Source organism: Actinopolymorpha sp. B9G3 (assembly GCF_040120725.1).
Lineage (GTDB): Bacteria > Actinomycetota > Actinomycetes > Propionibacteriales > Actinopolymorphaceae > Thermasporomyces.
This window is the reverse complement of sequence record NZ_JBEEAB010000025.1, coordinates 62233-81631: the sequence shown is the minus strand read 5'-3', so window position 1 is coordinate 81631 and position 19399 is coordinate 62233. Positions and strand designations below refer to the sequence as shown.

Sequence of the window (19399 nt, the reverse complement as noted above, 5' to 3'; positions counted from 1 at the left end):
ACCTGATCACCAAGATCCGCCAATTCATCACCGGCTGGAACGACCGCTGCCACCCCTTCGTCTGGACCAAGACCGCCGACCAGATCCTCACCAAAACGAACCGTCAAAAGATCTCAACCACGGGGTACTAGCGCTGTTGATCAAGCGGAAACGGCGCCACCTGGTGGCGAAGAGTCGATCCGCTTCCGCACGAACGCGGCCAGCGTCAGACGTGGGGGCGATGGTGTCCGGGGACGTCGAAGGTCGGCACGCCAGCCCGATGCGGTCCCAGAAAACCGGTTGTGATCTGGCCGATGCGCTCTCACTGTAGTGGTCATGATCTCGCTTCGCACCGCTACGAGGGATGACATCCCCGTCCTCGCTGACGTGCTGGCGAATGTCGAAGCACAAGTCGATCCGTCGATCGATGTCGAGGAATGTCGGAAGGCCTTTGCCGAGGGAATCGACGGGTACTTCGGCGCGGACGAGCCGGAGAGCATCCTCTCGATCATCGAGCTCGACGGCGCCCCAGCGGGCAGGTTCCGGGTCGTCCGCTTCCCGGACCGGATCTTCCTTGGGGGAATTCAGATCCACCCGGCTTTCCAGGGCAACGGAATCGGCACCCATCTCATCAGGGCACTGATCGAGGAGAGCCGATCCACCGCGAAACCTCTGCATCTCGACGTCGACAGGAACAACGTGAGCGCGCGCAGGCTCTATGAGCGCTTGGGCTTCGAGCAGCACGCCGAGTCCGAGAGGGACTTTCACATGGCGTTCCACCCGGATCGCGGCGTACGGCATGAACAAGCCGGCGAGGACCTCATCCGCTGACCGACCGGTGTTCGCCCTTCCTGGCGTGTGTAGGGCACGCATCGGGGCTCTTGTGTCATTGGAGGTGAGGTCGGCGTGCCCTCCGCGTGCCCCAGCCAGGGCCGATCATGGTCGGCAACGGTCAACCACGGTCAGGACGGTAAGCCTCGGACGCGACTATGGTCCACGCTCAGCGCAGCCAGAAACCCGAAGGTCCTTTGCAGTTGCCGTACATGTGCTGTGCCGCGTCCCCCGAATGCTCCCCGAAATGCTTTGTCACGGAGACGTCCTTGCAGGTCAGAAGCGGTCTGACCGTAGGCCTGTAAAACCGCCGCTGCAAGCTACGTTGGTTCGAATCCAACACCTGCCACGATGCAAAAGCCCAGGTCAAACCCGGTTTGGCTGGGAACCATCCCATCGGAGTGGGCAACGGCCCGCGGACCGTCGCCTTCGGGCTGTTTTCCGGTGTTTGCCCTGGTCAGAGAAGTGCCGCGTAGTGCGTCGCTGGTGCGGTGGGATCGGTGTGGCGTATACGCGGCGAAGTTCGGAGTGCCTTGGGCATGAGGCGGGTTCGTGCTCGGCCTCCAGTTCAAGATCTGGGACGCCGTGTGTCACTGGACGCCGCCTCGTGCGCCGGGCTTCGGCGGGACACCGCCCCTTCACCAAGACACGGTCGACAACCTTGGCGGTCGCAGGTCGCCGCCGCGGGCGCTCTCGAGGACGTCGAACAGCACAAGGTGACCCGGATGGGTCACGGCGAACTCGGCAGCGCGTCGACGTTGGGTGTATTGCCGCTGTAGGGCGGCGAAGTCCAGCCGCCGGTCCTGCCATCTCACGATCTCCCCGCTTATCTTGGAGTGATCGCGGATTGGCCCTGTGACTTGGACTTCTACGTGGTGGGACATGTCTATGACTGGTCTGCTGCGGGGCTGCGGGTGTCAGCGGCTGATTGAAACTCCCCGCTGCGGATCGCGAACCGGCGCAGTTCTCATCGATGTCATGACTCGAACTTGTCTCGCATGGCAAGCATCTCTTCGGTCGACCAGGTGAGCTTGCCGGAGCCGAGGTCGGCGAGGACGTTGCGGAGCCAGGTGAGTTCGGCCCTGGTCACGGCGACCATGTGCTCGTGTTCGAGCATGAGGATCCTTGGGAGCTCGAGTTTTCGTGCCATCTGCTGCTCCCGCCTGGCCTGTGCCAGTGTGGACTGCAGTGCCTCGGCCCGGCGTTCGAGCTGGGGGCGTACCGCGTCGGGGCTCATGATGGCGAGCACCGCCAGCACGGCGCGGAATTCGGGGAACTCCCGAGCCGGCGTCGACAGCATGGTGTCGGTCCACTGGCGCAGTGTCTTCTGGCCGTTCGTGGTGATCGCGTAGACGATCCGGCCCGGCCCGACGCCGCCTGCGAGTTTCTCGTGTACTTCGATCAGCCCGTCACGGAGCAGGCGGTCAATCGTCTGGTAGACGCTGTTGCTCCGCGCGACGTTGACCACATCGTCCTTGCGTCGGATCTTGATCAGCTGCTGCATGCGGTAGGCGTGCATTGGCTCCTCGGCCAGAAGTGCCAGCAGCACCATAGCCAGCGGGGACCGTGGTCGGGGCGGTTCGATCACGTGCTCACCCTAGTTCAGAATCCTACTAGCCATAGTATGGCTAACCAGGTTATGGTGTCAGGCATGCGAAAGGCGATCATTATCGGAGCGGGCATCACCGGACCCGTGACCGCGATGGCCCTGCGACAAGCGGGCCTCGACGCGACCATCTACGAGGCGTACGACCGCTCGGCAGACGGGGTCGGAGCGTTCCTCACAGTCGCCGTCAACGGACTGGCCGCGCTTCGGCTGATCGCCGTCGACGCCCGCGACTTCGGCGGGTTCGACACGCCAGTCCTCGCGATGCAGAACAGCGCGGGCCGCCCTCTCGGCACGTTCGCGATCGGCAGGCCCGACAACGGTCTGGTCAGCCAGAGCATCAGGCGCTCCGACCTCTACATTGGACTCCGCGACGAGGCGGTCCGCCGCGGGATCGCGATCGAGTATGGCAAGAAACTCCTCGACGCGACGACAGGAGCCGACGGCCGGGTGGTCGCAACCTTCGCCGACGGTACTCGAGCCAAGGGAGATCTGCTGATCGGTGGCGACGGCCTGAACTCGCGCACCCGTGCGTTGCTGAACCCCGACGGCCGACCCCCTCGTTACACCGGCCTGCTCAACACCGGCGGCTTTGCCCACGGAATCGACGTAGCGACCCAGCCCGGCGTGTTCACGATGACCTTCGGCAGACGGGCGTTCTTCGCCTACGTCAAGCGCGGTCCAGGCGACGTGTGGTGGTTCGCCAACGTGCCGCGCGCTGCCGAGGCGAGCCCGGACGAGCTCGCGGAGCTGGCGTCGCGATGGCGTACCGAACTCCAGCGGCTATTCGCCGACGACCACACTCCAGCACTCCAGCTCATCGCACACACCGACGACATCCTGACGCCATGGAACACCTGCGATCTGCCCACGGTCGCCAGGTGGCACTCTGCCTCGATAGTGCTACTGGGCGACGCTGCCCACGCAATTTCACCGACCTCGGGCCAAGGCGCCTCCCTCGCGATCGAAGACGGCGTGGTGCTGGCGAAGTGCCTGCGCGACCAGCCCGACACGGGGACTGCCCTTGCCGCCTTCGAGGCGCTACGCCGCAGACGCGTGGAGAAACTCATCACCCGGGCCAAGCGGACCAGCGACCAGAAGATCCCGGGCAGGGTGAGTGGGCTGATCAGAGATCGGATCGTCATTCCGTTGGTCGCGCGGCAGGCGGCACGGAGCACCTCGGACTGGGTACACGACTACCGCATCAACTGGGAAGCGCCCGTGACCACCTGACCCATCCGACGACCCCGGAGGTGTTCGGGGCTTGCCGCCAAAACACCAAGGCACAGCGATGCTTGGCACCCCGACAGGTTCGGCTGCGTCAGCAGCCAATGGGGCAACCTAGATCCGTATCCGGTCGACCCTGCAGTTACTTCGCTACCCTGGCGATCTTCTGCATCCTCGCGGCAGGTCTGTGCTGAGGATCGGGGTGGACAGCCGATCGCTGGTGGGGAACGTAGCTAGACATCTTCGCTTGCGAAATCGCTCGAAGCCGTTTCCGGTGCGCATGCCTTGTTGTTGCGGCGAGCGCGATAAGGAGCAGCACCAGGCCGGCGTAGATGACGGCGAGGATTGCCCAGAAGATTGCGGTAGTCACTGCGAGACCCCCATGCCCCAGCCCCATAAACACTGCGGCCGCGTGCTGGCTGCACCCGGCAGACCTGACCCGCGCCGCTTATACCTGCAGCTAGAGGACGCCCCAGCCACCGGGCCGGTTGCACAGGAATCTCAGGACCGTCTAGGCAACCGGGCCTGCCGAGCCATAGGCCGTCTCGCCCGGGTGCGATGGATCTGATGGATGGGACTCCGGTGGGTCTCGTTGAGGCGTGCTGACCGCTTAGCCGGTGCTCGGTGTGATCCGCCCGGTCGACGCATGTACGGCCCCGTCGCCGGCGAAGGACACCGAAGCGCCGCGCCAGTTCACGGTCGGCACCCCAACGCACCCATCCAGGCCGGTAACGAGGTCGGTCGACAACTCGCCACGGGTCGTAGTCGGCGGCGTTGAGCGAGCGGGCCTGCTCGAAGGTCAGGTCCGCGATGTTGCCGGTGCCATTGGTCGTGCGGTCGACGGTCGAGTCGTGCAGCGCCACGAACCGTCCATCCCGGGTCTGTTGAACGTCGACCTCGACCAGCTCTACGCCGTAGGCGAAGGCGTACTCGTAGGACTTGAGCGTGTTCTCCGGTGCCAGGGTGAGCGCACCCCGGTGAGCCGAGATCACCGCATCGGCGGCGCCTCGGTCCGGGGTTCCCGCATCGATCCAGCGGTCCGGCTCCGGCTCCTCGTCGCACGGTTCTACGAGAGCCGGGGGCTGAGATGCCCCCGGCTACTCACCAGGCGCCTGTACGGTGTCGCCCATCAGGCCGTGTTTGGCGACAGCGCGGCGTATGCGCGGCGAAGTTTGGACGTGCTGGCGGAGGTGAGGACCGGCTTTGCGTCGCCGGCGGGAAGCTTCAGGTCCTATTCACTGGAGAGCCGTTGCAGGGTCTGTGGCTAGACACGGTGAGGCAATTTCCTGGCCACAATCCACGATGCAGGAGGTTCACTGTGACTCGCCCACGTTCTCGCGACCTGATCCAGGACTGGACTCCGAGCCGGCGGCGGCTTCTCGGCCTGTCAGCGCTCGGCGCCGCCACGGTGCCGTTCGGCATCGGAGCTGGACCGGCCGGTGCCGTAGAGCCGCTCCGGTTCGGCGTGATCGCGGATTGCCAGTACGCCGATGTCGATACTGCCGGTACTCGCCATTACCGCGAGTCGGTGCACAAGCTCCGCGAGGCGGTGGCGGCGTTCAACGATGCCGACCTGGACTTTGCCCTTCATCTGGGCGACTTTGTCGATCGGTTGGCCGAGAGCTTCGCCGACGTTGTGCCGACATTCGAGAAGCTGCGGATGTCGAAGTTCCACGTTCTCGGCAATCATGACTTCCAGATGCCGTTGGGCGAGCTGCTCGAGACTCTGCGTATGCCGGCGCCGTACCACCACTTCCGCCGCAACGGCTGGCGCTTCGTCGTCGTCGACACCAACGACATCAGCCTCTACGCCAATCCCAAGGGCTCGGAGAAGTACGAGCTGGCCCGCGCGATGCTTGACCGGCTCACGGCCGAGGGTGCGGTCAACGCCCAGACCTGGAACGGCGCGGTGGGAGAGGAGCAGCTCGCCTGGCTGCGCCGCGTCCTCGACGGCGCCCGCTCCCGCGGCGAGAGGGTGGTGCTGAACTCTCACCACCCGATCTACCCGAAGAACGTCCACAACACCTGGAACGACGACGAGCTGGTCGACTTGGTTACCTCGTACGACAACGTGGTCGCCTGGTTCAACGGGCACAACCACCACGGCAACTACGGCTTCGCCGGCGGCAAGCACTTCGTGACGTTCCACGGCATGGTCGAGCTCGACACGAATGCGTACGCGACTGTGCGGGTCCTCGAGGACCGCTTCGAGATCGACGGCTACGGCCGTGAACCCGACCGCATCGTTCCGTTCGGCAGACCGGCCACGGAACTGGCCGCCACAGCGGGCTGATCGTTGACATTGCTGATCGTTGACATTGTCGTGCGACGAGGCAACTGCATGACCGACCCTGCGGTGTAGCCCGGTGGCCTGCCACGCGGTTGAGAACCGATCGCGGGACCCTCCCGACCAGTCACGAAGTCCGCTGGCACCCAGCTGGAAGCCCCTGCCCGAGCATGCCGATGCGAGCACGTTCTGTGGGCCGTCGGATGAGTAGACGACGTCGATCTGCCGGGCACCCTGTGGAACGTCGAGGGATGTAGTACCAGTCGGGAATGCTGGGCTCGAACTTGCCGATTGCCGTCTCGGTCTGTTGTGTCGTGGCCGGCTAAGGTGCGGCGAATGCACGAGGTGAACTGGACCAGGTTGGTCAGGAACGCCGGTGACGCGCCTGGATCCGCGTCGGCGAGTGCTCGGCCACTGTTCCGCTCGAGATTCGGGGAACGGCTTATCCCTTACTTCGCATGCGCTTCCCGTCTGGGACATCGCCGGTTTCGATTCGGCTGGCTGGATCTGGACGACAACAGTCGTTCGATCCCTGGAGCCATCTCGTGCTGAACTCGCCTGCATCCTCCGTCCCTGGTGACCGGACCGCTCGTGGTCCCAGCCGCCGCGCGGTGCTTCTCGCGGGCGGGGTGGGCGGAGCCTCCTTGCTTCTGCCGTTGCCCGCGGCCGCCGCGGCGGGCTTGGTCCGGTCCGGACGCCCGGCGGTCAGTCACGGCGTCCAGTCTGGCGACGTCTCTGCGACATCCGCAGTGCTGTGGGCGCGGGCGGATCGGCCGGCACGGATGTTCGTCGAGGTCAGTCCGACTGAGTCGTTTCGTCGGGTACGACGGGTCACCGGCCCAATTCTCGGCCACGGCAGCGACCTGACCGGCAAGACTGTCCTCCGCGGACTGCCCGCAGGTCAGGACGTGTTCTACCGTGTCGTGCTCTCTGACCCTGATGACGACGCGCGCACAGGCGAACCTGCGGTCGGCCGATTCCGCACCGCGCCTGCCGGAGTCGCCGACATCCGCTTCCTCTGGTCGGCCGACCTCGGCGGTCAGGGCTGGGGAATCGACCCTTCCCGAGGCGCCTACCGCATCTTCGAGTCGATGCGGAGGCTGGACCCAGACTTCTTCCTCTGCTCCGGTGACCTGATCTACGCCGACGGCGTGATCCCGGCCGAGAAGCCGCTGGCCGACGGTACTGTGTGGCGCAATATCATCACGCCGGAGAAGTCCAAGGTTGCCGAGACTCTGGCTGAGTACCGCGGCAACTACCGCTACAACCTGCTCGATGAGAACTTCCGCCGGTTCAACGCCGAGGTTCCGCAGATCAACTCCTGGGACGACCACGAGGTCACGAACAACTGGTACCCGGGCGAGATTCTCGACGACAGCCGCTACACCGAGAAGCGGGTCGACGTCCTCGCCGCCCGCGCTCGCCAGGCCTTCCACGAGTACCTTCCGACCAGCATCCGCAGCGACGACGAAGGCCGGATCTACCGGGTGCAGCGGTACGGCGACCTGCTCGATGTGTTCGTGATCGACATGCGGTCCTACAAGGACCCGAACACCACCGGGCTCGAGACAGCGAGCGACGGCGGCGTCTTCGGACGCCAGCAGCTCGAGTGGCTCAAGCAACAGCTGCGGGCCTCCCAGGCCACCTGGAAGGTGCTTGCAGCGGACCTGCCGATCAGCCTCGTCGTCCCCGACGGCGCCGCGATCGAGGCCATCGCGCAGGGCGAGCCAGGCAAACCGCTCGGCCGGGAGCTCGAGATCGCCGACCTCCTCTCCTACGCCAAACGCCACCACATCACCGGAATGGTGTGGGTCACGGGCGACGTCCACTACACCGCCGCCCACCACTGCCACCCCGCCCGTGCGAGGTTCACGGACTTCGACCCCTTCTGGGAGTTCGTCTCAGGCCCGCTCAACGCCGCCGTCGGGGTCGCCCCGGAACCCAACCGGATCGATGCCACCTTCGGCCCGGAGGTGGTCTACTCGCAGGCTGCGCCCACCGCCGACGTTGGCAACCCGGCGTTCGGCTACCAGTTCTTCGGCGAGGTCGCCTTCGACCGCGACACCCGAGCCATGACCGTCAGGCTCCGCGACATCGACGGCAGCATTCTCTACACGGTCGAGCTCCCACCATCGGACTGAAGGCACGTCAGTACGCGGGTCGCGATGCCGGCGTGTACGCACGGGCTCGGCTCACGGAGCTGTCCCCGACGGCTGTATCGCGAAGACGTTCGCTCCGTAAGGAAGACCCTCGCCGCAATCGTCTGCAGCGGGCCGGCCTCGCCGTTGCGGCGCAGCGAGGCCCGGTTGTAGCTGTCGCTGCCCATGAACACCCACCTCGCATCCACGTGCCATTGACGCAGGGGCTGGAGCATCAGTATTCGTCAAATGCCGGTCGGCAGCCGCCTCGAACGAGGAACGCGTCCGTGTGGACTGGAGCGCCTGCGCGAGGGGCTTGGTGAGAAACCCTGTGCGCAGGTCTTCACTGTTGGGCTACCGGCCGTACCCGTGGCGGAAGTACAGCACTCCTAGCGTTCTTCCGGTTGGCCGCAGGGCGGTCGTATCCATTCGGGAGGTCCCATGCTCAGCCTGTCCTCACGCTGTCGAACCTTGGGCGTGTTCGGCGTCTTCTTTGCGCTCGCGAGTGTGCTGATGGCACCCTCGGTCAGCGCCTCCGCTGCAACGACCGATGCAGTGGAAGGGATTGGCCCGGTATACCGCGGTGAGCTGCACGTGATGTCGTTCAACCTTCGGTTCGCCAGCAGCACGCCGCCGAACTCCTGGCAGGAGCGGCGTCCGGTCATGCGTGAACTGCTCCGGAGAGAACTCCCCGATCTGATCGGAACCCAGGAAGGTCTCTACCAGCAGCTGCGAGACATCCAGGCCGACCTGCCCGCGTACTACGACAGCATCGGGCAGGGGCGGGACGGTGGCTCGCAGGGCGAGGCCATGCAGATCTTCTACGACAGTCGCCGGCTCGATCCGCTGGAGTACGGCCACTACTGGTTGTCCGACACTCCGGACGTGGTGGGCTCGAAGACCTGGGGCGGCTGCTGTCCGCGCATGGTCACCTGGATTCGCTTCTACGACAGCGAGGCCGACGTCGAGTTCTATTCTGTCAACACGCACTTCGAGGCATTCGACGCCGAAGCGAGAGCGAAGTCGGCTCAGTTGATGCTCCAGCGGACCGAACGATTCGACCCAGACCTCCCGATCGTGATCACCGGCGACTTCAACGAACCAGCGGCAGCCGGCCAAACTGTCAACGACATGCTCGTGGCCAACGGTCCGTTCCTGGACAGCTGGGAAGTGGCCGAGTCGCGAAGTCCGTTGTACGCCACCTTCCACGGCTACCGGCCGCTCGTGCCGGGCGGAAGCCGTATCGACTGGATCCTGACCACACCTCAGGTGCGGACCCGTGTGGGCTTCATCAACACCTTCCAAAAGAACGGCCAGTTCCCGAGCGACCACCTGCCTGTGCAGGCAGTGCTCCAGCTACCCACCGGCTGAGGCCGCCAGATAGCCACATAGGGGCCGACGTACGTGCGGCTGACGTCGGCCCCAGTCTGGTCCTCGCGTAGTGGCAGTGGTGTCCTCGAGCGATGCCGCCGTGCCGCTCGCGTCAGGCGGGTCCGGTGCCGGGCACTCCCAGCTGCGCCGCGCTGCGGATCGTCCAGGTGCTCGCGGGCGGCACATGCCATCGTGTGGGGGCTCGGACGCCGATCCGGCAGACCAGCCGTGTTCATCAGGAGTTCGCGCGGCAACTGGTGGTCTTGTCATTCTCGCGGTCTTTGATTTGGGATGTCGAAAGGGCACGGCCTTCGGGGCTGCGCACGCAGGTCTGTCAAGCAGGCAGGCCGGCGTGCGTGCAGGCCGCCATTCTGAGTGGGGGTTCTGGGGTGTCCAGGCGGAGAAGCACGGTCTGCGGAAGCGACCGGCGCGCGGACCGCTCGCCGCGGCCAGGGAGGGGATCGGCACGCACCGAGTCGACGACGTTCCTCGCGGTCGTTCTCGCCTCGGTATGGGCCGTCTGCCTGCTCCCTGGTCCGGCAGCTGCTCATACGCTGGATACCCAGGGCTTCTCCGAGATCGCCCAACAGGGCGACGACGTGCGCTACGAGCTGGTTGTCGACTATGCAGCGTTCGCGACGGTCGCCGGTGTAGGTGAGCCGGGGGACATCTCAACCGATGACGCCGAGCGGGAGCTGAAGAGGGACCAGGACGAGGCCGCCGAGTACCTCGATCGGCATCTGCAGGTGCTCGTGGACGGAGTGGTCTGCGACGCCGTTGTCGAGGACACGGGTGTCGAGCAGCGCTTCGAGCAGCCCTACGCACGTGTCTCGGTGCTGTTTGACTGCCCGGGTACAGGCGAGTACGAGGTCCGGTACTCGGTGCTCGTGGGGGATCTGGACCCGGGACATGGCAATGTGGCCAGCTACCACCTGGCGGGCGAGACTGGGGAATTCGTTTTCGACGCCGAGCACAGGGAACTGCTCGTGGGCGAGGCAAGCCTGGTCCGCCAGGTGTACCGTTTCGCTGCCTTGGGCTTCCATCACATCCTCGGCGGTTTGGATCACGTCCTCTTCGTGGTAGCGCTCTTGATCGGTGCCAGAGGACTGCGTGAGGTGCTGGGCGTGGTGACCGCGTTCACGCTGGCGCACAGTGCCACGTTGGTATTGGCCGCCATCGACGTGTTGACCGTGCCGTCGTCCGTCGTCGAGCCGCTGATCGCCCTGTCCATCGCCTACGTCGCTGCCGCCAACGCCCTCGGCAGACCTGGAGCGAGGTATCAGTTGCCGGTGGTCTTCGGCTTCGGCCTCCTGCATGGCATGGGCTTCGCCGGAGCGCTCCAGTTCAGTGGCGATCTTGACTGGTCGGCGGTCTCGTCGCTGGTGAGTTTCAACGTCGGCATCGAGCTCGGGCAGGCGCTCATGGTGGCCTTGCTCCTCCCGATGTTCCTCTTCGTACGCACGTTCACGTGGTCGCGGTACGTACATTTCGGCGCGACCGGTGTGATCACGACCGTCGGCGTCGTGTGGTTCGTCGAGAGGCTCGTACTGGCATAGCTGAACTGTGCTCTCCGCATCGGCCGATGGACGGCCAGTCCGACAGCGGCCAACCCCTGACTTCTTCTCCCGAACGCATCGTCAGAAGGCAGTCGAGAAAGGAACCGATGACAGGTGCCGAACATGGCCGAGACCCGATGGTTCAACAAGAAGGTAATGCACAGGACGCTCTTCGCGGGGACGCTCTCCCTGGCAATGGTGGCGATGGGCAAGCCGGCGTTCGAGCCGGCGGTTTCCTGGGCGCAGGCCGCGGCGACCGAGCCGCAGGTCGCCACCGGCGTGGTGTTCGAGGACCGCAACAAGAACGGAAAGCAGGACGCTCAGGAACCTGGTGTCCGTCACGTGTCGGTCTCCAACGGGCGCGAGGTCGTGCGCACTGACAGGAACGGGCGTTACCGCATCAATGTGACTGACGAGACGATCATCTTCGTGACCAAGCCGTCGGGCTACATGGTGCCCGTCGACGACAAGCAGCTGCCGAGGTTCTACTACATCCATTACCCAGAAGGTTCACCGGTCGCGACCGACTATCCTGGAATCTCACCAACTGGTCCGTTGCCCGAGTCCGTCAACTTCCCCCTGTACAAGGAGAAGGAGTCCGACACATTCCAGGCGCTCGTCTTCGCCGACCCGCAGACGACAACGCTCGCTGAGCTGGATGACCTTCGTACCGATGTGGCGAACGAGCTCACCGGCACCGACGCGTCCTTCGGAGTGACGGCCGGCGATGTCGTCAATGATCCTCTGGATCTGTTCGGGCCGCACAATGAGATCATCGCGACGATGGGTGTCCCGTGGTGGAACCTGCCCGGCAACCACGACATCAACTTCGACGTACCAGACGACACGTACGCCACCGAGACGTACAAGAGCGTCTATGGGCCGACCGACTACTCCTTCGACTACGGTCAGGCGCACTTCGTCAACATGGACAATATCGACTACCTCGGCCAAGGACGCGGGTACCGCGGCTACCTCGACGAGCGTCGCCTGGAGTGGCTTGCCAACGATCTTGCCTATGTCTCGAAGGACAAACTGATCGTCATCACTACACACATCCCGCTCAGGACCGAGGCTATCGGGGACCAGGCTCAGAACACTGTGAACCTCGACCAGCTCTTCGAGGTGCTCAAGGATCGTAAGCACATCTTCAGCACCTCCGGCCATGACACGTCGAACAGCTGGCAGACCTACATGGAGCCTGGAGAGATGGGCCCGACACCACCCGGCGCCAACCCGGCAGTGTGGCCGGGCAAGGGCACCTTCCACCACCAGGTTCTCGCCGAGGTCCGCGGCGGAGGTTGGAGCACCGGCCCGACCGACGCGCGCGGAGTCCCCGCCGCCGACATGGCGGATGGCAACCCCAACGGCTACTACTTCCTCGACGTGGAAGGCAACGACTACCGGATGCGCTACAAGCCCGCCAGCCTCCCAGATGACTTCCAGATGCGCATCACCTTCCGCGGTGGCGAGGGGAACCGGACGCTCAGCAACGGAGTACCCGTCTGGATTCCGTCCGGGCCGAGCGGGTCCGGCGGCATCAGCCCAGCGCCGCGGTTCGCAGCCGGCGACTGGAACGATGAACAGGTCCCCCTAGTAGAGGCGAACGTTTTCGACGGAGGCGAACGACACCGGGTCGAAGTCCGCTTCGACAACGGCGACTTCCTGCCGATGGACTACAACCCGCCGTCATTCGGTCTGACGGACGGAGTCCCGAACGGCAACCTGGACACCTACATCCGAGCCCTCCGGGAGAGTCTGGAAGGCTCCGAACGGCCAGTCAACCCGGAACCGTCCTCACACATCTGGACAGTCCCGGTCCCGCAGGAGTTGGGAGCCGGCGAGCACACGGTGACCATCAGGAGCACTGACCCGTACGGGCGAACGACAAAGACGTCCCAGCGATTCGACGTTCTGGGGAGCTAGAGCGTCAGCGGTCCTCACACCACGAAGCTCGATATTCTGATGCCCGGCATGTTCTTCAGTGTCTCGCTGTTCTTCGTAGGCGCCGAGCAGCCGCACGGCTGGTACGTCGACTTCGTTCGGCCGTACCGACGAACCCCGATCGGTATCGACACCTTCGATCTCCTGCTGGACCTGGTCATCGACTCGGACCTGTCCTTCCGCTGGAAGGACGAAGAGGAGTACAACCAAGCTCGACGGCTCGGTGTGATCACCGATACCGATCACCGTCGCGTCGAGCAGGCACGGGAACAGGTCATCGCCCTGCTGAAGGAACGTGCAGGGCCGTTCGAGGACCGCTGGCTCGGCTGGCGACGCGACCCGAGATGGGCCCTCCCCACTCTTCCGGTGGACACGCTCACCCTGGCCACCACCCAGCTGTGCTGAGTCCACCGAAGACTGCACGGCCGTCGCGCCACTCGATGTGACGATTCCAAAGTTGCGTACGGGCCGTCACGTGTCCGATCATCCGGGTCGCGGCAGCAGGCCGCGCCGAGTCGTGGTCGTCGATCCGTGTTCGCACGCTGTCCTCTCGCCGTACCACGAGAGCTGGGCGCGCCGGGCTGTTGCCGGGATCCGCCCACAGGTAGGTGGCTGCCCACGCAGACTCGGGCCCGGTCGCGACCACCAGCATTGCCTTGCCTGGCTCGGCCGGGCTGTGCGGTTCGTCGACGAATACATGTGCCGTGTCAGTAACCGGCCCCTCGTTCGGGACGACGGCGAAGCTGCGGCCCTCGCTGAAGCAGGAGTGCGTGTGCATCGACATGCTTACCCGCTTGTACGCGTCCGGCATGCCCGCCGCCGCGGCGCGTCTGGCTGCAGAGGTGCGGCGAACGCGACGCCCGGCAGCATGTTCACACTCCCCCCGGCCGCCAGCAGGCCTCCGGCCCGGAGCAGGCTACGCCGTTTACAGGTCTGAAGACATCTTCACTCAGCTCCTGGCCGGCGATCTGCCGGCCTGCGGGTCGTTCGTACGAATGGATACGCGCAGATGGACGCGGACGGGACCGGCGACCGTCACACGGCCGAGGACGTGTCGAGCTGGACGCCGGGATGTCCGGCCTCGACGACGAAGCTGGCGTCGGTGTGGACTGGTGCGCCGGGCGTTCGTACGAAAGGCACGAGACGGTAGTCAGCACGCCACTCGTCGTCGGTCACTGAGCAGCGGACGTAGCCACGCAGACCGCTGTAGTACTTCATGTTGGGGTTGGCGGCCAGCCACTCCTGGCCACGCGTGTCCATCGCCGACCCGTTACCACCAGAGGTGATCGACGTGCCGAGGAACTCCGCGCCGACCGTGGTCGAGGCGGGGTCCTCGAAGTTGAGCTTGAGGTCGGTGACCATGCTGGCGTGGGCGTCGCCGGTGATCACCACGAGGTTCTCGACACCCCGTTCGGCGACTGCGTCGAAGAGTCGTTGACGTGCCGGCTCGTACCCGTTCCAGTTGTCCATCGGCAGCAGCTTCCCGGGTCCGGGGTCGCGGTCGGCCTCGACCATCACCGCCTGGTTGGCGAGGATCTGCCACCTGGCCTTAGACGCGGCCAGCCCGTTCGCAAGCCAGCGCTCCTGCGCCGTACCGAGCATGGTCCGGGCAGGATCGGCGGCTTCCTCACATGGCACGACGAGTCCGTCTCCGCACGCCTGGTCGCTGCGGTACTGGCGTCCGTCCAGGACATGGAACTCCGCCAGCTGCCCGTACCCCACCCTGCGGTAGAGCTGCAGGTCAGGACCATGCGGCAACGAGCTTCGCCGCAACGGAAGGTGCTCGTAGTACGCCTGGTAGGCCAGTGCCCGTCGCTGGAGGAACTCCTCCGGCGACTGATCGGGGTCGGAGGAGTTCTCGTCGGCGTAGTTGTTCTCCACCTCGTGGTCGTCCCAGGTGACGATCCACGGGAACGCGGCGTGCGCCGCCCGGAGGTCCGGGTCAGTCTTGTGCTGCGCGTGGCGGATCCGGTAGTCGGCGAGCGAGAAGATCTCCGCGGCCGGCAGATGTCCCCTGCCGATGCTGCCCTGCGCTGAACCCTCGTAGATGTAGTCGCCGAGGTGGACGACCACGTCGAGGTTCTCCTGCGCCATGTGCTGGTACGCGGTGTAGAAGCCGTCGGGATAGTTCTGGCAGGACGCGAACGCGAACCTCATCTCGTCCGGCATCGCGCCGCCTGCCGGAGCCGTCCTGGTCCGACCCACCGGGCTCACTGCGTCGCCGGCCCGGAACCGGTAGAAGTACTCGCGGCCGGGTCGCAGCTTCGTGACCTCCGCGTGCACGGAGTGCCCGAGCTCGGGCGTGGCCTTCTGCTTCCCGCGTACGACAATTCGCCGGAACCGCTCGTCCTCGGCGACCTCCCAGCCCACGTGAACCGTCAGCTCGGGCATGCCGCCACGCCCGTCCTCGGCGAGCGGCGTGGGAGCAAGTCGTGTCCACAGCACGACGCCATCCGGCTCCGGATCGCCGGAGGCCACACCGAGTTGGAACGGGTCACCGGAGAACGCCGGAGCACCCCACGCCTTCGCCGCAGAGAACCCGCTCAGGGTCCATGCCGTACTGATCCCTGCCGCCCCCGCCAGCCCGAGAAACCCGCGCCTGGCAAACCTTCGCACCGATCTCCACCCCATCTCAGCAGATGCTGAAGCTCGAAGAATGCGTCAGACACGATCCTTCTGACGCACATGAGCAACAGGTGGCGCCAGATCGACGGCAAGACGACAAGCACCAGCCAGTACCGGCCACTGGTCCGACGAAGCTGGCGCCGCTCTCGGCTCCGGGTGCTCGATGTGGCCGGCACCGCCGCTCACCGCCTCCCGCGTGGGAGGCAGCTGGCGCCCGGGCTCGGCGGTAGCAATCACCTCGCCGGGGGCTGGTCGATCCCGACCAGGCTCGTGCCACCGACGAGCACAGCAGTGAGGACCTGCAGCTCGTAGCCGGTCCCCGCGGCCGGTAGGGCGATGCCGGTCTGCGCGCACACCAGCAGTCCGGCTATTCCTGCGGCCTGGCCGTTGGCCGCCGTGATGGCCAGCCTGACCGAGCGGTGCGGGGGCCGGCAGGTCGGCGATTGCCCTAGGTCACTGAAGAGACACTGGACCGCAGGGCTACGCGGTGGCGACGGCTCGTGCGTGCAGGTCCATGACGACCTTACGAGCAGACAGGAATGCGCCGTTCTGCCAGGCGGTGTAGTAGCTCAGGTGATCGCCGGCGAAGTAGACGTTGCCGTCTGGTTGGAGAAGGTGGGTGTAGGCGGCTCCCCGTCCGCCGGGCCACTGGACCCAGGCCCCGAGTGTGTAGGGGTTCTTGGGCCATGCGACGGAGAACGCGTTTTCGTATTCATCTCGGTATGCGTTCCCGTGGATCTTGACGCCCTGATCGAGGGCCCGGGTGATGCGGTCGGGGACGGTGAGGTTCGTGTAGGCGCCCGAGTAGTAACCGACCACGACGCCCTTGCGGCCGAAGTAGCCGTACGACGGGTAGTAGATCCCGGACACGTCGAGGTTGGTGTGGGTGACTCCGCCGAAGATGCTGGAGTCCTCCTCCCAGAACCGTCGCCGAAACTGGATCCCCATCCGGCCGGTGTTGGCGCCGACCGGGACTGCGAGGGCCTCCTTGGTCTCGGTCGAGAAATTTGACGAGATCGTCCGTAGCACCATCGGCGTGATGGTCGCCACGCAGTAGTCGGCGTCAAGAAACCTGACGTCTGAACCTTGGCGGTAGGTGACTCGCACACCTGTCGAGGTGTTACTGATGTCGGTGACCCACGCGTTGTAGGAGATCCGGGCCCGTCCGACCGCGTCCGCGAGCGCCGCACTGATCCTGTCCATGCCGCCGACCGGCTGCCACATCATCATCGCCTGGTCGAAGCCGAACTCGAACGCAAACCGCTCCCCGAACCGGCTCTGCAGGACTGTCGACAGTGGCGGTGGCGGGGCGTCGACAACACCAGGCTGGTCGCCGGCACCCGGCGCCTCGGTATAGCCACGCCTGTTGTTGCCGATGTAGCGCCCGCCACTGAGTCCCCCGAGACTCTGTGCGAACTCGACCAGCCGTTCGGCGTCGTCTGCGGTGAGTACGTCGTCGAGTGCACCTTGGCTGACGGCCTTGGCCAGAAGCTCCGAAACGTAGCCGTACCAGTCGGCCTTTGCCTGCCTATGGGTAACAGACGTGCTCGCCAGCGGCCCGTAGTCCACGGTCGGGGTGTTCTCGTGATAGTAGAGGCCCTGTGCGTTGGCATTGACCATCGGCTCGATAGCGACGCCGAGCTCCTTGCAGTAGTCGATCGTCAGGTGGTGGCTCGGGATCCGGGACGGTCCAGCGTTGAAGTACTGGCCGGCGTCGTAGCCGCTGACCTGCGTCACGCCATCGGTATCGGTGTGCCGGTCTCCGCGACGGATCGTCAGTGCGCGGCCACCTGGCCGGTCACGTGCTTCGAGGACGCGACAGTCATAGCCCGCCTTGCCCAACTCGTAGGCCACCGTCAGGCCGGCCGTGCCCGCGCCCAGGATGGCCACCCTTCGCCGGCCGGTCGCTCCGGCCGGCATGTCGCCAGGCCGGGGCGGCACGAACTCGACGGTCTCGGCGTTGGCCGGCGACGGTACTAGGCCGAGTGCATCCATGGCCCCGTACATTGCCGTCGCGCCGCCCGTCGCGCCGAGCCTGGTCAGAAACGTCCGCCGGCTCCAGCCCTGCGGGGTACCCGGTGTCAGTGCTCCTGGTGTCACTGCCATGTCGACTCCTTCTCGCTCCGTGAACGATTCCATCGACACGTACGCGCCGGTTAATGGTCCTGGGCGCACGCGCCCCCGTCGCACTGCACGAAGGCACGTCGAAGAGCCGCGAACAGTTCGATCACTTGCCAGATGCGGCCCCAACCGGTCACCAGCGGCCCGAACCGGTCACCAGCGGCCCGACCGGCCGCAACGCCGCCGGGTCGGCCCGGTGCCACATGCACTGCCTAGCTTCGAACCTTCACGTGTCTAGCGGCTGGTGACCTGCTACGGAATCCGGATGGCGTTTCGTCGAGCCGCGTGAGTCGGGGCTCGCCGGTCCGCGCGGGTGCGGTCAACCCGGCGGCGACTCGTAGATGATCAGCTCCGTGCCGGCGGCCTCCTCACCGTCATCCGGCGCCGCGAACAGGCGCAGCTTGTCATCTGACACCTCGAGCGCCACCGGGTTGCGGGTCACGGCGTGCCCCGCGGTGGAGAACCTGGGGAAAGGAACCTGGTGGAGGATCCGGTTGTCCCGCAGGTCGCGTAGAACGATTCCGCCGAGTTCATAGGTGGTGCCGTTCGCGGTCGGCAGGCCGGTGATGCCGGAGCAGATCTGCTTGCGCCAGCCGGCGTAGTCGCAGTCCTGATAGTCGAGCAGGTGATCGTTGTTCGGCTGCGTCGACAGCTGCCGCCCGGCCGGCGTCCAGGAGTACAGCGTGCGCGAACCCCAACTGACGCCGTGGATGTTGCCGGTGGTCCGGTCGCGAACCACCCCGCCGACGTGATCGCGGACCCGGTACTCCTCCGACACCCGGTAGGTCCTGGGATCGAGACGGTAGACGATGGCGTTGCTGTTCGGACGGTACTCGGCGACGGGCACCCACACCGAGGTGCCGTCGAAGTCGATGCCACCGGGGTGGTAGATGATGTCCTCGCCGAGCGTGACGTCCTTCACCAGCCTGCCCTGACGGTCCAGGACCAGGACGTGCCCGACGCCCTTGCCCGGCGTACGGTCGTAGCCGTCGACGGGTTCCGGGTAACGCACTGGTGCCTCGGTGATCTCGACGGTTGACATGAAGATCTTGTCCCCGACGAGCGCGAAGCCCTGCGGGTGATGTGTCGGGAAGCGCAGCGGAATCCGCTGGACCTCCCGCCACGGAGCTGACCGTGTCGTGTTAGCGAACGCTGCGACCACCGGGTCTTCGCGGCGCTGCTCCCCGGTGTGCGCGGAGTTCGCGACCGCGGCCGTTGCCGCCGCCGCCGCAAGAACGACGCCCGCGAGGGCCGCGGTGAAGATGGGGCGCATACAACTGCTCCTTGCTACAGATGAACTGCCCGGGTCGTGGGCGATTCATCCTGAGCGACCCAGGTAGCGTCGCAATGACGAAGGGGCGACCGGGAGGGGGCCGAGCCGCATCCTGGGGAGCGGACCAAACGGCCTCCGTACCTCTTCGTCTTGAAGGCGTACTCGCGCCCGAGACCAAGCATCCGAAGTATTCGGTGTGTCCTTGCGCCACGAGGCACGCCCACGCTCGCGTTTGGCGCCTCGTTGCAGTTCGGCGAATCGAACCCCGGTGGCACCGAACGGCACCACTTCGTTTGCTGAGGCGTTGCCGGTGATCACGTCGCCGTTCACCGAACCTCGCCATCATTCACTCGGCCCGTCTCGAGGTTTGCACACACGGGGCGAGTAGGCCGTTACTCGCTCCGACCCCTGAGAGGATGGCGCCCTGATGCGCCGCAGGCC

Annotated in this window: 14 protein-coding genes and 1 pseudogene; 9 read left to right on the top strand and 6 right to left on the bottom strand. The window is 65.7% G+C overall.

The features are described 5' to 3' along the window. Together ABNF93_RS35075 and ABNF93_RS29670 are read left to right on the top strand one after the other, a co-directional pair. Positions 1 to 131 (top strand): annotated as a pseudogene (locus tag ABNF93_RS35075) (IS630 family transposase); the annotation flags it as partial. Between the two features lie 184 nt (positions 132 to 315). Next, positions 316 to 810, top strand: coding sequence for a GNAT family N-acetyltransferase (locus ABNF93_RS29670; protein WP_349331528.1), 495 nt, complete (start codon positions 316 to 318; stop codon positions 808 to 810). Between the two features lie 976 nt (positions 811 to 1786). On the opposite strand, the gene ABNF93_RS29665 is transcribed toward ABNF93_RS29670, so the two are convergent. After that, on the bottom strand, positions 1787 to 2398 hold the full coding sequence (locus tag ABNF93_RS29665; protein ID WP_349331527.1) for a PadR family transcriptional regulator: 612 nt from the start codon (positions 2396 to 2398) through the stop codon (positions 1787 to 1789). A 63-nt stretch (positions 2399 to 2461) separates the two neighbouring features. Here ABNF93_RS29665 and ABNF93_RS29660 point away from each other — a divergent pair, with 63 nt between their 5' ends. Next, on the top strand, positions 2462 to 3649 hold the full coding sequence (locus ABNF93_RS29660) for an FAD-dependent oxidoreductase (RefSeq protein ID WP_349331526.1): 1188 nt from the start codon (positions 2462 to 2464) through the stop codon (positions 3647 to 3649). A gap of 227 nt (positions 3650 to 3876) precedes the next feature. Here the strand turns inward: ABNF93_RS29660 and ABNF93_RS29655 are convergent, their stop codons facing one another. Continuing rightward, positions 3877 to 4635: a glycerophosphodiester phosphodiesterase gene (locus ABNF93_RS29655; protein WP_349331525.1), complete on the bottom strand. Its 759-nt coding sequence runs from the start codon at positions 4633 to 4635 to the stop codon at positions 3877 to 3879. Between the two features lie 326 nt (positions 4636 to 4961). On the opposite strand from ABNF93_RS29655, the gene ABNF93_RS29650 reads away from it, so the two are divergent. The 6 genes from ABNF93_RS29650 (at position 4962) to ABNF93_RS29625 (ending at position 13344) form a co-directional block, all read left to right on the top strand. Then, complete coding sequence (locus ABNF93_RS29650) at positions 4962 to 5936, top strand: metallophosphoesterase (protein ID WP_349331524.1); 975 nt, start codon at positions 4962 to 4964, stop codon at positions 5934 to 5936. Between the two features lie 638 nt (positions 5937 to 6574). Beyond that, on the top strand, positions 6575 to 8071 hold the full coding sequence (locus tag ABNF93_RS29645; protein WP_349331523.1) for an alkaline phosphatase D family protein: 1497 nt from the start codon (positions 6575 to 6577) through the stop codon (positions 8069 to 8071). Positions 8072 to 8665: 594 nt separating this feature from the next. Next, a complete protein-coding gene (locus ABNF93_RS29640; RefSeq protein WP_349331522.1) occupies positions 8666 to 9439 on the top strand; it encodes an endonuclease/exonuclease/phosphatase family protein in 774 nt (257 codons plus the stop codon). A gap of 389 nt (positions 9440 to 9828) precedes the next feature. After that, positions 9829 to 10995 (top strand): HupE/UreJ family protein, encoded by a 1167-nt coding sequence (locus ABNF93_RS29635; protein ID WP_349331521.1) that lies wholly within the window; start codon positions 9829 to 9831, stop codon positions 10993 to 10995. A 123-nt stretch (positions 10996 to 11118) separates the two neighbouring features. Next, positions 11119 to 12921: a calcineurin-like phosphoesterase C-terminal domain-containing protein gene (locus tag ABNF93_RS29630; protein WP_349331520.1), complete on the top strand. Its 1803-nt coding sequence runs from the start codon at positions 11119 to 11121 to the stop codon at positions 12919 to 12921. A gap of 33 nt (positions 12922 to 12954) precedes the next feature. Then, positions 12955 to 13344 carry a ribonuclease FAU-1 family protein gene (locus tag ABNF93_RS29625; RefSeq protein WP_502877649.1) on the top strand — a complete coding sequence of 130 codons (390 nt, stop codon included), beginning with the start codon at positions 12955 to 12957 and terminating at the stop codon, positions 13342 to 13344. A gap of 630 nt (positions 13345 to 13974) precedes the next feature. Here ABNF93_RS29625 and ABNF93_RS29620 read toward each other — a convergent pair. From ABNF93_RS29620 to ABNF93_RS29605, 4 genes are all read right to left on the bottom strand, one after another. Beyond that, on the bottom strand, positions 13975 to 15555 hold the full coding sequence (locus tag ABNF93_RS29620) for an alkaline phosphatase D family protein (RefSeq protein ID WP_349331518.1): 1581 nt from the start codon (positions 15553 to 15555) through the stop codon (positions 13975 to 13977). Between the two features lie 242 nt (positions 15556 to 15797). Beyond that, on the bottom strand, positions 15798 to 15971 hold the full coding sequence (locus ABNF93_RS29615) for a hypothetical protein (RefSeq protein ID WP_349331532.1): 174 nt from the start codon (positions 15969 to 15971) through the stop codon (positions 15798 to 15800). Positions 15972 to 16044: 73 nt separating this feature from the next. Further along, entirely contained in the window at positions 16045 to 17670 is a 1626-nt protein-coding gene (locus tag ABNF93_RS29610) for a flavin monoamine oxidase family protein (protein WP_349331517.1), read from the bottom strand. Positions 17671 to 18004: 334 nt separating this feature from the next. After that, entirely contained in the window at positions 18005 to 18958 is a 954-nt protein-coding gene (locus tag ABNF93_RS29605; RefSeq protein WP_349331516.1) for a DUF6454 family protein, read from the bottom strand. Positions 18959 to 19399: the final 441 nt, after the last annotated feature.

Coding starts and splice junctions, on each gene's coding strand:
- ABNF93_RS29670 (WP_349331528.1), top strand. CDS start 316: ATGATCTCGCTTCGCACCGCTACGAGGGATGACATCCCCGTCCTCGCT.
- ABNF93_RS29660 (WP_349331526.1), top strand. CDS start 2,462: ATGCGAAAGGCGATCATTATCGGAGCGGGCATCACCGGACCCGTGACC.
- ABNF93_RS29640 (WP_349331522.1), top strand. CDS start 8,666: ATGTCGTTCAACCTTCGGTTCGCCAGCAGCACGCCGCCGAACTCCTGG.
- ABNF93_RS29630 (WP_349331520.1), top strand. CDS start 11,119: ATGGCCGAGACCCGATGGTTCAACAAGAAGGTAATGCACAGGACGCTC.
- ABNF93_RS29610 (WP_349331517.1), bottom strand. CDS start 17,670: ATGGCAGTGACACCAGGAGCACTGACACCGGGTACCCCGCAGGGCTGG.
- ABNF93_RS29605 (WP_349331516.1), bottom strand. CDS start 18,958: ATGCGCCCCATCTTCACCGCGGCCCTCGCGGGCGTCGTTCTTGCGGCG.